Origin of the sequence: Tistrella mobilis, from assembly GCF_041468085.1 — a bacterium.
In the GTDB taxonomy this organism is placed as follows: domain Bacteria; phylum Pseudomonadota; class Alphaproteobacteria; order Tistrellales; family Tistrellaceae; genus Tistrella; species Tistrella mobilis_A.
Genome location: NZ_CP121017.1, coordinates 2288763 through 2302860, shown reverse-complemented (window position 1 = coordinate 2302860; position 14098 = coordinate 2288763). Strand labels below are relative to the sequence as shown.

The window sequence follows — 14098 nt, the reverse complement described above, 5'->3', positions numbered from 1 at the left end:
CGGTTCTTCATGCTCCGGCTCCCATACGGCTGAAGGCCAGATCGCGCAGCCCGTAGCCGGTGATCAGCAGGGCATCGGTCGCGAGTTCCAGGGCAGCGGCGAAATCGGTGGCGAGGTTGAGTGTCGCCGCGTCGGTCAGGTGGCGGGCAAGGACGCGGCGGACGTCGCGCAACAGCTGATCGGCGGCGCGTTCGGCACCGACGATCCGCCACAGAACCGCCACCAGTTCCTCATGATCGTCAGCCGTGCCGTCAGGGCCCAGGCTGCGTGCGATGGCCAGGGCACGGACGTGATCCTGGGCGGCGGTCAATGTTGTCTCTGCCAGCCGCCGCAGCACGTCGCGGACCTCCGGCGTCCAGCCCCGGTCATGCCCTTCGGCGATGACCGACAGCAGGAAGGCCCCCTCTTCCAGGGCGTCGGCGACATCGTCGGCCCGCTCTATGAGCCGCAGCATCGGCAGGCGATGGGGCTGGCGGCCTGCCTGTTCGCGCAGGCGCATGACCAGTTCGTCGGCCTGTCGTTCCCAGGTCTTGGCACGATCGGCAAAAGCGGTCGCGGCGGCCGCGTCGTGCTCCAGGCCATGGATCAGCCCGTCCCGGACACCTTCGGCAAGGGCGTGGCAGAAGCCGGCATGGTCGGCCAGCGCCTCGAATTCGCTGACCTGGTGGCGAAGGTGAGCCAGCAGCATCACCCTGGCGTCATCCGCCACCACGCCGGCCGGCTGGTTGCGCAGCAGCGCATCCTTCGCCCGAACCATCAGCTCAACCAGAAAGGCCATCGCGGCCGTGCGTCCCATGATGTCGTCGAGGCGGTCGCCGATGCGGAAATACTCGGGTCCGACAGCCTGCATTGCGCCATGGACCAGATCGGGCCCGCCCGCAACCAGCCAGGCCATGTGCCCCGCCTCGCGCGTCGCCGCCTCGGTGAGGACGGCGATCGCGTCGAGCTTCGAGACGAAGGGGGCCAGCCGCTTGCGTGCCCGGTTCCAGTCGATCAGGAACACGATCCGCGCGGCCAGCCCTTCCAGTGCGCCAAGCAGCGCCGCCTCGTCGGCACAGTCGAAAACTGCGGTGCCGACGTGATAGGCCTCTCCGGCATTGAGCCCGCGGGTCCGGCGGCTTTCGCTGTCCGACCACAGGGCGCCGATTGCACTCAGCATGCCCTGGAAGAAGGCGAAACGCTGCCGGTGGAGATCGGAATAGGTCAGCGTGATCCGCAGGTCCTGAACCTGGACCACCAGGACATGGGCGTCATTGGTGCCGATATCGTTCTGGATCAACAGGCGCGCGCCGTCGCGGGTGGCGGCGGTCTCCAGTCCCGGGTGATCGAATTTGAGCGGCCGGGTACGGTTGATGCCGCGCATGAAGGCTGCGATCCTCGGCCGGTCGGCATCGGCAATGGCCCAGACATGGGCACCATCGATCTGCTCGTCTGCCAGCTCCGTCGCCAGACGGTTCAGGCTTTTGTGCAGGTCCATCACCAGCGGATGGAAGCCGTCGGGGGCGGTGTCGCGACCGGCGGTCAGCGCGGTCAGCATGTCGTCTTCCAGCCGGTTCCCCTCCATCCCGTCCAGCCGGGCTGCCCAGCTTGTGACCCGCCCGGCATAGGCCCCTGCTGTGTCATGCCCGCCGTCGATCAGCGGTCGGGCCATCAGCTTCAGGTCCTGGACCAGCAACTGCCGCAGCCGGGGCAGATCCGGCAGATGCACGCCGTCGGCGTCGGGGGTGGCGGTCGCGACCGCCTCACTCGCCCAGGCGCCGTCGATGCCGGCGGCAGCCGCTTCGCGCGTCAGGTCCACAGGGGTGGCGCCAGGCCCGGTCGCCCGGTGTCGGGCGGCCTGCAGGATGCTCAGATACAGCTTCAGCCGGTCATTTGCCGCAAGAGCGGTGGTGATCCAGGCCGGCAGCAACAGCTGCACCTGGCCGAGCGCGTCGACGACCCCGGTCTTCTCCATGCCGTTCAGCTCCTGCACGAATGGGCATGTGCAGGATGCTAGCCCGGCGATGTGGCAACTTCATGGCAGCCGGGCGCGGCCGGTCGTCGCAGTCATCTGCCCTTCACGCCGTCTTCCGGCGCCGGGACGCGCGGGGCCTGCCTCCCGGCCTCTTGCGTGCGGCCGTCAGGGCAGCCTGCCATGCCGTCCTTGCACGGTCGCGAAGCGCGTCATCATCGTCGAAGACCTCGTCCGGCGCCTCGTAATAGGACCCGACAGTGACGATTCGCCCCGGTCTTTCATAGCGGAACGGCTCCAGGCCCATGGCTTCATATTCGGCGCGACTCTGGTCACCCACCCTGAAATAGAGGGTACCGCCGATGACAAAGGCGAAATTTACCCCATCGATGGACAGCCCTGCCCCGCTGAACATACGTTTCACGACGACCGGCCCCATGGGCGACAGCCGTTCCGCCACCTCCAGCGCCTGTTCACGGGCTTCGGTGCTGCTGTTCATGGCAAATGTCTCCTTCACGATCGATTACAGCCAGCTGCCATGGCGTCGCCGTATGGCCGAACCCCCTTTCTCTGATGGCATGGGGCTGATGAAATCGGATCACTATGTTCTCATTTTGCCCCATTGATCCGGTACAGTTTTCCATATTCGTCTTCCTTATTTTTCAAAGATCGATAATTGTTGCAGCATGTGGCCGCTGACGGAAGAAGATGACTTCGGCAGGAATCTACCGCAGGGTATGCAGAAGACCTTCGGGTCGGACGGCCCCCTGCCCTCTTCCCCAAAAAAACAAGACTGAGGCGTCCGGATATCCAATGACCACGACATCGCCCACATCCCCGGTCTTTCACGGTTGGTTCGTGGTGGCCGCAGCCTTCGCCGTGATGTTCATCGGCTTCGGAGCCGCTTACAGTTTCAGCGCATTCGTCGACCCGCTTCAGGGCACGTTCGGTGCCTCCCGCGGCGAGGTCTCTCTGATCTTCTCCCTGGCAGGCTTCCTGTACTTCGCCCTTGGCCTCATCACCGGTCCGATTGCCGACCGCTGGGGCGCCCGGCCGATCACCCTCGCCGGCATGGTTTTCGTGGGGCTGGGAATGGTCCTGGCGGCGCAGGCGACCAGCATGACCCAGGTCTATATCGCCTATGGGCTGGGGGTCGGTCTCGGGGTCGGATGCTCCTATGTTCCGGCGATCGCCTGCGTCCAGCGCTGGTTTACCCGCCGGCGTGCCTTCGCCTCCGGTCTTGCCGTGGCGGGCATCGGCGTCGGCACGCTGGTGGTTCCACCGGCCGCGTCGCTGGCGATCGAGGCCCTGGGCTGGCGCACCGCCTGGATGGTGATGGGTGTGGCGGCAATTGTTTTCGGTGCCGGCATGGCCCTGCTTCTTGAGGCCGATCCCCGTCATCGCGGCCTGGCACCGGATGGCGGGGTTGCCGTCACGGTTCAGGGAAGCGGCCCCGCGCCGGGCATGTCGGTTCCGCAAGCCTTGCGCTCGCCGGCCTTTTTCCAGCTCTATCTGTCGGGCACCATTTCGGCCTTCGGCGTCTTTGTGCCCTTCGTCCATCTGGTGCCCTATGCGATGGATCGCGGCACGGCACCGGCGACCGCGGCGCTGCTGCTGGGCGTGATCGGCATCGGCAGCACGGCCGGCCGCTTCATGCTGGGCGGGATCGCCGACCGGCTGGGGCGGCGGACGACGCTGGTCTGCATGTATGTCGGCATGGGTGCATCGCTGATCATCTGGGCCGGATTCTCCGGCCTGTGGGCGCTCGGCCTTTTCGCCTTCCTCTACGGCGTGTTCTACGGCGGCTGGGTGGCCGTACTGCCCTCGGTCGTGATGGACGCCTTCGGCAGTCGCAATGTCAGCGGCATCATCGGCATTCTCTACACCTGCGTGGCGGTGGGCACACTGGTCGGCCCCACGGCTGCCGGCTACATCTACGACGCGTCAGGCAGCTATCTGCTGCCGATCCTGGTGGCCATGGCGGGCAATTTCGCGGCGGCCGGCGTGATGGCGATGGGCATGCGGCGGGGGCAGTGAGCGGAACGTGGCGGTCCTGCGTCTTCCGCGCGACATCTGCTGCCGCCTTCTGGCATCGGGCGCCAGGCTGTCTGATATCACGGGTCCAGGGCAATAAACGGAGGATCCGTCACCATGGATACCAGCAGCAGCCAGGATCAGATCGCCAAGAAGCTTCAGGATGTCGGCGCCATGCTTGAGATGCAGACCGGCAAGCTTCGCGACGACGGCAATGACGGCGGCACCTTGTCGCGGGAGCAGCAGGATCTGCGCGACGCCTATCGCGGGCTGAAGACCCGGCTGGAAGACGGGGTCCGTGATCTCGGCGCATTCGACCGCGAGGTAGACCGGCTGGAAGAGCGGGTGACCGCCTGGATGGGTCAGGTCGAAACGACGCCGGCGAACAGCCCCTCACGATCATAGGCGGCCCGGCAGAAGATGGTCCGGGCGCAGGCAACCTGTGCGAGCCGGCGCTCAGGCGCCGTTTCGCCCCACCGCCATCCCGCCGGTCGCCAGTTCGATGATCTCGTCGGTGATCTCGTCCTGATGGATCCGGCGTGCGAGATTGGTCAGATCCTCGCGCCGACGCTCGATACCCGTCTTCGCCGCAATCATGGCAGTCATGCGGGCGGTGTTCTCGGCCGCGTAGGCGAGCAGCAGCACCTCGCAGAGTTCTGCAAAGACGTATTCCGCAGCCAGCCCGTGAAGCAGATCGGCGGCCGGCAGAGTGGTCAGCGGTGCCGATCGGCGGCCAGTCACCGGGAAACGCGAGAAATCGAATGGCACCAGCTGGCGGTGGATGATCTCCACGGTATTGCCCTCTCCCCCGGCCGAGGGGGCGCCGTGCACAACCGCCAGCTGCCGCACCCGTCCGGCCTCAAGACGGTCATAGAGGGCACCGGCCACATGATCGGCCAGGGCCGGTACGTCGTCCACATGGGCGGACATCGGCACGGACCAGGCGATATCGAGCCCACGCACCCCCGCCAGCATCAGGCCGCGATCACCCACGATCATCAGATCGACCGGACCTGACCCGGCAACCTCCATCGCACGGTCGAGCAATCGGTCGGGCAGCCCCCCCACAAAACCCTGGTCGGGGGTGACGACCAGAAGGGCGGTGCGCATCGGCACCACACGCCGCAGGACGGTGCCGACATCATGGCCGGACTGCATCGCCAGAGCATCGCCGATTGCACGCCCGACGATGCCGGCATGCGCCCGTACCGCCTGGATCCGCTCCCGCGCCTCGCGCGCCCGAACCGATGCGATACCGCGCATGGCGGTGACGATCGCCTCCAGCTGGCGGACCGTGCCGATCCGCGCCTCGACGTCATGGAGCCTGCCACTCATCCGTTCGTTCCCGTGGCGGCGGGTGCCACTGCATGGCCCACCAGATCCTTCAGGGCCGCGACCAGCTCTGCCCGCGCCGTATCGTCGAGCTTGCCACCCGCCGCAATGATCCGCGCAGCGCCGGGCGCATGGCCGTCGAGATGCGCAGCCAGCCTGGGTCGGATGGCTTCCACCTGATCCTTCGACAGGCCGTCGAACACCCCTTCAGACAGGCCGATCAGCACCCCGATCTCGTCGATCGGGCGAAGTGCCGCATAGCGCGGCTGGCGCAGCCAGGCCCGGATCGCCTCGCCGCGACGGATGCGGTCGCGCACCCGGGTGTCGGTCATGCGCCCGAAGCGGGTGAACATCTCCAGCTCCAGAAACTGGGCATAGTCCAGACGCAGCCGGCCGACCGCTCCGCGGAGCGCTGCGGTCTGGGTCTTGCCGCCCACCCGGCTGACCGAGAGGCCGACATCGACCGCCGGGCGCTGATCCGCCGCAAACAGGCCCCGATCGAGCACGATCTGGCCGTCGGTGATCGAGATCAGGTTGGTCGGGATATAGGCCGAAAGATTGCCGGCATCGGTCTCGGCAATCGGCAGTGCGGTCAACGAACCACCCCCCAGTTCCGGCGACAGCTTCGCCGCCCGTTCCAGCAGGCGCGAATGCAGATAGAAAACGTCGCCCGGATAGGCTTCACGGCCGGGGGGCTCGTGGGTCAGCAGTGCAAGCTCGCGATGGGTCGCGGCATGACGGGTGAGGTCGTCGATCACGATCAGCGCGTGGCCACCGGCATCACGCACCGCCTCGGCAATGGTCATGCCGGCGAAGGGTGCCATCCATTGCAACCCTGCCGGAGCCCCTGCCCCGGCAACCACGAAGACCGTGCGTTCCGGCGCACCGAAGCGCTTCACCGCATCGATCACCCGCCGCACGGCCGAGGCGCGCTGGCCCACTGCGACATAGACACAGATCATGTCGCTACGGGCCTGATTGATGATCGTATCGACGGCCACCGCCGTCTTGCCGGTGGCACGGTCCCCCACGATCAACTCCCGCTGGCCACGGCCGAGTGCGAAGAGCGCATCCACCACCAGAAGCCCGGTTTCGACCGGTTCGGTCACCAGATCGCGATCCATGATCGCCGGTGCCGGACGCTCGACCGGCAGGGTTTCCGTCGCCTTCACCGGCCCGCCGCCGTCGAGGGGGCGACCAAGCGGGTCGACCACCCGGCCGAGCAGGCCCGGGCCCACCGGCACCGTCACCACCTGCCCGGTGCCGCGCACCGGACTTCCGGCGGCGATGCCGGCACCATCATCCATCATCACCGCGCCGATCCGGCCGGTATCGAGGGTCAACGCAAAAGCGCGCCGCCCCTCGCCCATATCGAGCAGTTCCATCAACCGGATATCGGGCAGGCCGGAGACCAGGGCGATGCCATCGCCCATGCGCTCCACCCGACCGACGGATTCGGCAGCTGCGCCGATCCTGGCGCGGTCGAGCCGGGCCTCGCCATCAGCCAGCCAGGTGCCGGCCTCCCGGATCGGGTCACTGGCGGTCATTGCGCGCGAACTCCCGGGCAATCTGCGCCAGATCGGCGCGGAAACTGTTGGTGACCACGGCGTGATCGGCTGCGGCCTCGAAACCTGCGATCAGCGCAGGCTCCACTCTGATCTCAAGTGGCGGGATTGCCCCAAGCACACGGCCGATGGCCGCCTCAAGATCTGCCTGGGTGGCGGCATCCACCTCTGCCGCTGCAAGCAGGACCAGCGTCTCCCCCTCGTCGGTGAAGCGCCGTTTCACCGCATCCGGCAGACCATCCAGGGCGTCGGCGAAACCATCGATGAAACCATCGAGACGCGCCCCGACCGGCAGGCGGTCCAGCAGGCGGGTGGCGATACGCGCCGCCAGCGTCCTGGCCGCCGCCTCGACCTCGGCGGTGCGCGCCGCAGCCGCGCGATCCGCCGCCTCGGCTGCCCGCGCCGTGATCCGCGCGGCTTCGGCCCGAGCGGCGTCCAGCACGGCCGCCGCCGCCCGATCGGCCGCCGCGACCGCCGCCGCCTCGGCAGCGGCATGACCGGCCTTCAGTGCCGCGTGCTCAGAGGCTGCGGTCGCCCGTTCGGCAAGGGCCGCCTGCCGCGCGGCATCGGCCTCGTCGAGGATTGCCCTGGCCGCCTGCTGGCGCCGGTCGATCATTGCGGCGACCGGCTTGAACAGGAAGCGGCTGAGCAGCCAGATCAGGACCAGGACGTTGACCGCCTGGATGCCGAGCGTCCACCAGTCGATATGCATCGCGACGGGCCGATCAGCCGACGAAGGGATTGGCGAACAGCACCAGCAGCGCGATCACCAGACAGTAGATCGCCATGGTCTCGATCATGGCCAGGCCGACGAACAGCGTGCGCGACAGGGTGGGTGCCGCCTCGGGTTGGCGGGCGATGGCATCCATCGCGGCCGCCACCGCCCGGCCTTCGCCGAGCGCCGGGCCGATGGCGCCGAAGGACACCGCCATCGCGGCGGCGAGGATGCTGACGATCTCGATCCAGTTGGTCATGATGCAGGTCCGCGGTCAGGGGAGGAGGAAATGGTGGAGGTCTGGCCAGGTGACGACGGTGAACCACCCTCGCCCTCCAGCCCGGAGGCGATGAACACCATGGCGAGCACGGCGAAGATGTAGGCCTGCACCGCTCCGGTCAGCAGGTCGAGCGCCATCAACGGGATCGGTACCAGAAGTCCTGCGAGCGACAGCACGATCCCGATGACAAACACGCCGCTCATGACATTGCCGAACAGACGGATGACCAGGGAGAAGGTACGGGTGATCTGCTCGACCAGGTTGAGCGGCACCATCACCAGGCTGGGTTCGGCAAAGGTCTTCAGATAGCCGCGCAATCCCTGGGCCCGGATGCCGAAGACGATGACCGACACGGCGACGATCCCGGCAAGGGCCGCATCGGTCTCGATATGAGCGGTGGGCGGTTCGACCCCCGGCACCAGCGACGACCAGTTGGCGGTCAGGATGAATACCAGCAGCGTACCGATGAGTGCGCGAAAACGCGCAGGCTCGACCCGCATGGTCTCGCGGATCTGGCCGTCGATGGCGTCAACCACAAATTCGAGCGCGGCCTGCATGCGGCCGGGCAGCAGTTCCAGCCGCCGGGTCAGCATCCAGGAACCGCCGGTGAGCAGAATCATGATGCCCCAGGTGACCAGCACCGGCGTTGCGATCGGGACCGGCCCCAGATGGAACGCGATCGGGGTTTCGAGCGGTGAGCCGATCACGATGACCGCCCCCCGTCGGGAAGCATGGCGACAGACTGACGGCGCGCCCGACCGACGACCATGCGTCGCGCGATCACGACGCCGAGCGCTGCGGCGAGCAACGGCCCCGCGCCCTCGCGGGCGGCCAGGACCAGAACCGGAACCAGAACGGTGAAGCGTGCGATCTGCATGGTAACGGCAAGACCGATGCGGCCCGTGGCAAACAGGCCGGTATTGCGCCGGAGCAGCAGGAAAAACCCGCCCCCGGCGATCAGCCCTGCCGCAAGCGCCAGGACAAGGGCCGGCAGATCGGAGGCCAGGGCCGAAAGAGTGCCGATGGGGAAGGCGTTCATGGGCGATGCATCCACTTCCAGGCCGACCAGAATCCAAGTGCCACCCCCACCATCAGCAGGGCAGCGGCAAAGGTGATGCCGGTGCCGGCCAGACGATCGAGCCAGCGCCCCAGGAACAGGCCGAGCAGCATCGGCGTCACGATCATCCAGCCGAGCACGCCGATCTGACCCAACCGATGGCCGATGCCTGGCTCACGATCCGTGCGTTTCGCCGCCTCGCGGGCTGCCTTTCGATCAGCGGCCTGTTCCATCCGCTGGTCCTGACGACGGTCGCGCGGCGGGGTCATAGCGTCGCCTCCCCGGTCATGGCGTCGCCTCCTCGGGCCGGTCACGCAGATAGCGCACCATCTGCCGTACGGCGCGGGTCTGCATGCCGACATCTGCGGTACGTGCCTTGCGGTCGGCATCGTCGAGTGCTTCGCGGGCGGCGACGATCTCCGCCTTCAGCCGTTCCGGGTCGCTTCCGGTCACCACGCTGCGCGCCGCCAGCGAGATCCGGCGCCCGCCCTCGACCCTGAGCACGCCACCCGAGACAACGCCATATTCCGCATGGCCGCCGGCCCGCGTCCAGCCGATCACCGAGGCATCGAGCACTGTCAGAAAATCGGCATGGCCGGGAAGAATGCCGAAGCCGCCGCTGGCGTCCTCGGCCCGCACCGACACCACGTCGTCCAGATCGCGGACGACGGTCGCAGGTGTCGCGATCACCAGATGCAGGCGCCGCTCGCTCATGCTGCCGCACCCCGACGCTGATCGTCCTGACGCCGGGCTTCAAAACGCTGACGGCCTTCCTCCAGGTCCCCGATCATGTAGAGCGTGTCTTCCGGCCAGTCGTCGCATCTGCCATCCAGAATCGCGCGGCAGCCCGCGATGGTATCGGCCAGCTTCACCGACCGGCCGGGCGTGCCGGTGAAGGCCTCCGTCACCTTGAACGGCTGGGTGAGGAAGCGCTGCAGGCGTCGGGCCCGTTCGGCGAGGCGCCGGTCCTCGGCACCCAGCTCTTCCAGGCCCAGAAGCGAAATCACGTCCTGGAGTTCCCGGTAATGCTCGATCGTCCGCCGCACCTCTTCGGCCGTGCGGGCATGGGTTTCGCCCACGATCAGCGGGTCGAGCAGAGTGGAGGACGAAGCGATCGGATCGATCGCCGGATACATGCCCTCGGCCGCCATCGACCGCGACAGCACGACGAGACTGTCCATATGGCCGGCGATTGCAGTCACCGCCGGATCGGTGAAATCATCGGCGGGCACATAGACCGCCTCGATCGCCGTCACCGCCGCCCCGCCGACCGAGGCGATGCGTTCCTGAAGCGCTGCGACCTCGCTCGCCAGCGTCGGCTGATAGCCGACGCGTGACGGCAGCCGGCCCAGAAGTCCCGAGACCTCCATGCCGGCCTGCACGAAGCGGAAAACATTGTCCATCAGCAGCAGCACATTGCGGCCGCGCTGGTCGCGGAAATGTTCGGCCACAGCAAGGGCGGTCATCGGCACCCGCCAGCGCGCGCCGGGCGGCTCGTTCATCTGTCCGAAGACCAGGACGGTCCGTGCCAGAACGCCCGAATTGCGCATGTCGAGCAGCAATTCATGCCCTTCGCGGGATCTCTCGCCGATGCCGGCGAAGACCGAGATGCCCTGATAGCCCGACACCATGGCCTGAATGAGCTCCATGACCAGGACGGTCTTGCCGACACCGGCGCCGCCGAACATGGCCGCCTTGCCGCCATGGGCAAGCGGGGTCAGCAGATCGATGACCTTGATTCCGGTCTCGAAGACATCGGTGGCGGCAGTCTGATCGGCCAGCGCCGGTGCGGCCTGCAGGATCGGCGCCCGAGGCACGTCGGCAGGTAGAGGCGCGCCCTTGTCGCCGATGCGCCCGGTCGCATCCAGCAATCGGCCAAGCACGGCGTCCCCCACCGGCACCATCACCGGCGCCCCGGTTGCAATCGCTGCCGCCCCCCGGCGCAGGCCGCCGGTCGGCATCAAGGCGATGGCGCGGACATGTTCGCGATCCAGATGGGACTGAACCTCGGCCACGATTTCCGACGCATCGCCGTCACGGACCTGGAGCACATGGCCGATGACGGGCAGATCGCCCGCGGGAAAACGGATATCGAGCACTGCGCCGCGTACGGCGGTGATCACGCCCGGACCGCTCATGGGGTCGGAACCTCCTGCTGAGCCTGAGGCCCTTTGCGGGCCCTTCGTTGCTGCTACGCACAATGTCCTCTCCGATGCTCCCTCCGACCTTGATCCGGATCAAGCAATTCAGGATTCCGGGGTGGTTCACGGAATGATCCTCAAACGGTTCATCAGATGAACTATGATTTGTATGTTGACACATACGCTGTCGCCGCGCAGGATCCATACAAGTCAAGATGATCACCGGCGCATGAAATCCGGTGGCATGGCGGGAGGACGACAAGTCATGGGCTACACGCTCGCGGAGAAGATTCTCGCGCGGACATCCGGTCGCGGCCATGTCCGGGCCGGAGATGAAATCGAGGCCCGACCCGATTTCGTGATTGCATATGATTTTCCTGGATATACCGATGTCATCTTCCGTCAGATGCGGGATGATTTCGGTATTCAGCATGTCGACGATGCCTCCCGCTTCGCCATCTTCATCGACCACATGGTTCCGACGGCAACGCCGAAAGAAGAAGAGCTTCATCAGATGACCCGCGCCTGGTGCGCCGAACAGGGCGTCGCGCTTTACGAACGCCACGGCATCGGCCATCAGGTCTCAGCCGAGGTCGGCTATGCGGTGCCGGGCGGTTTCGCGGTTCATTTCGACGGCCATGTCAGCCAGCTCGGCGCCTTCGGTTCGCTCGCGATCGGGTTGCGCCGCAACCTCCTGGAGGCTTTCGTCCGGCCTGCCATCTCGATCAGGGTGCCTGAGACGGTGCGGATCGATCTCACCGGTTCGCTCCGGCCGGGGGTGATGGCTCGTGATGTCTTCCATCATCTGGTCCGCGCACTCGGCCCCAAATTCGCCGCCTTCAGGGTGCTGGAGCTGGGCGGGCCGGCGGTTGCGGAGATGAGCATCGAAAGCCGGCAGACCATCTGCGGTCTCGCCATGTTCACCGGCGCCACCACCGCGGTGATGATGCCGGACGAGAAAACAGTGGACTGGCTGGGCGAGCGGCCCAGGCTCGCGCTCGATCCGGTATTCAGCGACGAGGATGCCGTCTATGCCGCGCGGCACACCATCGATCTTTCGGCGCTGGAGCCGGTGGTGGTGCTGCCGCCCACCCCGTCCAACACCCGCGATCTTTCAGAGGTGATCGGGACCGAAGTCCAGGCCGGCTATCTCGGCAGCTGTGCCAGTGGCCGGATCGAAGATCTGCGCGCGGCAGCCCAGGTGCTGAAGGGCCGCCAGGTCGCCCCGGGCTTCGCACTGCATGTCGTGCCCACCAGCCGGGCGCTGATGGCCCAGGCCGCGGCGGAAGGGCTGATCACGACCCTGGTCGAGGCGGGGGCCTTCGTCAGCAGCCCGTCCTGCGACTACTGTTTCGGCCGGATCGCGACCATGGCCGAGGGTCAGCGGGCGGTTTCCACTGGCACGCTCAACGTGCCGGGCCGCATGGGCCACCCGAAATCCGAGATCTTCCTGTGCAATGCCGCAGCCGTGGCGGCTGCCGCCATCGAAGGCAGGATCGCGGATCCCCGCCGCTATCTCTGACAGGCGGCCGGGCCGTCTCAGGCCGCGCATCTCAGGCCGCACCTCTCCCGCCCTTCCCCGCCATCTTTCCCATTCAGGAGTGCAGCCCATGTCGCTGCCCGATCTCCGCGGTCGCGCCGTCTGGGTGTTCCGCGAGGACGACTACGACATCGACCGCATCATCGGGGTCGAGAACATCAAGATCACCGATATCGACGCGCTGGCCGCGCTGGTGATGAAGGATGACGAGCCGGGCTTTCCGCAGAAGGTACAGGCCGGCGACCTGCTGGTCGGCGCCGACAATTTCGGCTACGGCCATCCGCACTATCCGGCGATGCGCGCCATGCGCCATCTGGGTGTCACGGGCGTGATCGCCGACGGTTTCTCGCCCGGCTTCTGGCGGGGTGAGATCAGCATGGGCTTCCCGCTGATCCCCTGCCCCGGCGTCTCTGCCGCCACCGACCGTTTCGACAGTCTGGAGGTCGACTGGCAGGCGGGCTGTGTCCGCAACCTGACCAGGGGCTGGGAGAAGCCGTTCGAGCCGTTGTCCGTCGCAGACCGGGCGATGCTCGAAGCGGGTGGGCTGGTGCCATATCTCAAGCGCGCGGTCGATGCCGATCGCGCCCGCGCCGGAGGCTGAGGCCCATGCTCGCGCAAATGGCGGTCAGCGGCATCGCGCTCGGTGCCATCTACGGCCTTGTCGCCCTCGGTATCGTCCTGGTGTATCGGGCAACCGGCGTGATTAATTTCGCCCATGGCGAAGGCGTGATGATCTCAGCCTTCATCGCCTGGACCCTGCTCGAAGCCGGCGTGCCCTACTGGCTGGCGGCCATCCTGACCATCGCTGCCGCTGCCCTGATCGGCCTCGCGATCGAGGTGGTGCTGATCGGCCGCTTCATCGGCAAGCCGCTGCTCGCCAATGCGATCGCAACCCTCGGCCTCTATCTGATCCTGGGCGACGTGGCGGTGTGGATCTGGGGCAAGGACCCCCACGACATGGCCGGCCCGTTCTCGCAAGCGCCGATCCTGATCGGCGGTGTGGCGGTCAGTCTCGCCGATCTCGGGATCATCGCCACCTGTCTGGTCCTGTCGGCGGCGCTCTTCGCCTTCTTCCGCTATGCCCGCACCGGGATCGCCATGCAGGCCGCCATGAGCAACGAGACCGCCGCCCGGCTGCAGGGCGTCCCCGTGGCGCGCATGCACGGCCTGGCATGGATGCTGTCCTACATGGTCGGCGCCGTGGCCGGCCTGCTGATCGCACCACTCACCTTCCTGCATTTCACCATGATGCAGCAGGCCCTGCACTTCGCCTTCGCCGCCGCGGTTCTGGGCGGGTTGACCTCGATGCCGGGCGCCCTCATCGGCGGCGCCATCGTCGGGCTGACCGCGAATCTCACGGGCGCCTATGTCGACTCGGCGTTCAAGGAATTCATGCCCTTCCTGGTCATGCTCGCGATCCTGATCGTCAAGCCCTCCGGCCTGCTCGGCCGTCACGCGACCAAGAAGATCTGAGGCGGAGGGA

General features: G+C 67.0%; 16 protein-coding genes. 5 read left to right on the top strand and 11 right to left on the bottom strand.

Features of this window, described 5'->3' with window-relative positions; translation table 11 throughout:
* Positions 1-7: 7 nt before the first annotated feature.
* Positions 8-1954, bottom strand: a complete 1947-nt coding sequence (locus tag P7L68_RS16200) for a phosphate transport regulator (RefSeq protein ID WP_372006659.1) — start codon at positions 1952-1954, stop codon at positions 8-10.
* Positions 1955-2057: 103 nt separating this feature from the next.
* Positions 2058-2450 carry a TfoX/Sxy family protein gene (locus P7L68_RS16195; protein WP_372006658.1) on the bottom strand — a complete coding sequence of 131 codons (393 nt, stop codon included), beginning with the start codon at positions 2448-2450 and terminating at the stop codon, positions 2058-2060.
* 314 nt (positions 2451-2764) lie between these two features.
* Between P7L68_RS16195 and P7L68_RS16190 the strand changes: the two genes are divergently transcribed.
* Both P7L68_RS16190 and P7L68_RS16185 read left to right on the top strand, forming a co-directional pair.
* Complete coding sequence (locus P7L68_RS16190; protein WP_372006657.1) at positions 2765-3988, top strand: MFS transporter; 1224 nt, start codon at positions 2765-2767, stop codon at positions 3986-3988.
* Positions 3989-4102: 114 nt separating this feature from the next.
* Positions 4103-4390: a hypothetical protein gene (locus P7L68_RS16185; RefSeq protein ID WP_372006656.1), complete on the top strand. Its 288-nt coding sequence runs from the start codon at positions 4103-4105 to the stop codon at positions 4388-4390.
* A gap of 51 nt (positions 4391-4441) precedes the next feature.
* On the opposite strand, the gene P7L68_RS16180 is transcribed toward P7L68_RS16185, so the two are convergent.
* From P7L68_RS16180 to atpD, 9 genes are read right to left on the bottom strand one after another with little or no spacing between them, the layout of a single operon-like run.
* Positions 4442-5320, bottom strand: coding sequence for a F0F1 ATP synthase subunit gamma (locus P7L68_RS16180; RefSeq protein ID WP_372006655.1), 879 nt, complete (start codon positions 5318-5320; stop codon positions 4442-4444).
* Entirely contained in the window at positions 5317-6864 is a 1548-nt protein-coding gene (locus tag P7L68_RS16175) for a F0F1 ATP synthase subunit alpha (protein ID WP_372006654.1), read from the bottom strand. The genes P7L68_RS16180 and P7L68_RS16175 overlap by 4 nt, the downstream gene beginning before the upstream one ends.
* Positions 6851-7594, bottom strand: coding sequence for a hypothetical protein (locus P7L68_RS16170; protein ID WP_372006653.1), 744 nt, complete (start codon positions 7592-7594; stop codon positions 6851-6853). The genes P7L68_RS16175 and P7L68_RS16170 overlap by 14 nt, the downstream gene beginning before the upstream one ends.
* 13 nt (positions 7595-7607) lie before the next feature.
* A complete protein-coding gene (locus P7L68_RS16165; RefSeq protein WP_014745171.1) occupies positions 7608-7856 on the bottom strand; it encodes a F0F1 ATP synthase subunit C in 249 nt (82 codons plus the stop codon).
* A complete protein-coding gene (locus P7L68_RS16160) occupies positions 7853-8584 on the bottom strand; it encodes a F0F1 ATP synthase subunit A (RefSeq protein WP_372006652.1) in 732 nt (243 codons plus the stop codon). Before P7L68_RS16160 ends, P7L68_RS16165 begins: the two co-directional genes overlap by 4 nt.
* Entirely contained in the window at positions 8581-8916 is a 336-nt protein-coding gene (locus P7L68_RS16155) for an ATP synthase subunit I (protein WP_372006651.1), read from the bottom strand. Before P7L68_RS16155 ends, P7L68_RS16160 begins: the two co-directional genes overlap by 4 nt.
* Positions 8913-9203, bottom strand: coding sequence for an AtpZ/AtpI family protein (locus P7L68_RS16150; protein WP_372006650.1), 291 nt, complete (start codon positions 9201-9203; stop codon positions 8913-8915). The genes P7L68_RS16155 and P7L68_RS16150 overlap by 4 nt, the downstream gene beginning before the upstream one ends.
* Before the next feature lie 16 nt (positions 9204-9219).
* Complete coding sequence (locus P7L68_RS16145; protein WP_372006649.1) at positions 9220-9648, bottom strand: F0F1 ATP synthase subunit epsilon; 429 nt, start codon at positions 9646-9648, stop codon at positions 9220-9222.
* Positions 9645-11072, bottom strand: a complete 1428-nt coding sequence (gene atpD / locus P7L68_RS16140; protein WP_372006648.1) for a F0F1 ATP synthase subunit beta — start codon at positions 11070-11072, stop codon at positions 9645-9647. Before atpD ends, P7L68_RS16145 begins: the two co-directional genes overlap by 4 nt.
* Positions 11073-11340: 268 nt before the next feature.
* On the opposite strand from atpD, the gene P7L68_RS16135 reads away from it, so the two are divergent.
* The 3 genes from P7L68_RS16135 (at position 11341) to P7L68_RS16125 (ending at position 14088) form a co-directional block, all read left to right on the top strand.
* Positions 11341-12597 (top strand): aconitase family protein, encoded by a 1257-nt coding sequence (locus P7L68_RS16135; protein ID WP_372006647.1) that lies wholly within the window; start codon positions 11341-11343, stop codon positions 12595-12597.
* Between the two features lie 88 nt (positions 12598-12685).
* Positions 12686-13216 (top strand): 3-isopropylmalate dehydratase, encoded by a 531-nt coding sequence (locus tag P7L68_RS16130; RefSeq protein ID WP_372006646.1) that lies wholly within the window; start codon positions 12686-12688, stop codon positions 13214-13216.
* Positions 13217-13221: 5 nt separating this feature from the next.
* Positions 13222-14088, top strand: a complete 867-nt coding sequence (locus P7L68_RS16125; RefSeq protein WP_372006645.1) for a branched-chain amino acid ABC transporter permease — start codon at positions 13222-13224, stop codon at positions 14086-14088.
* The last annotated feature ends 10 nt before the right edge of the window (positions 14089-14098 follow it).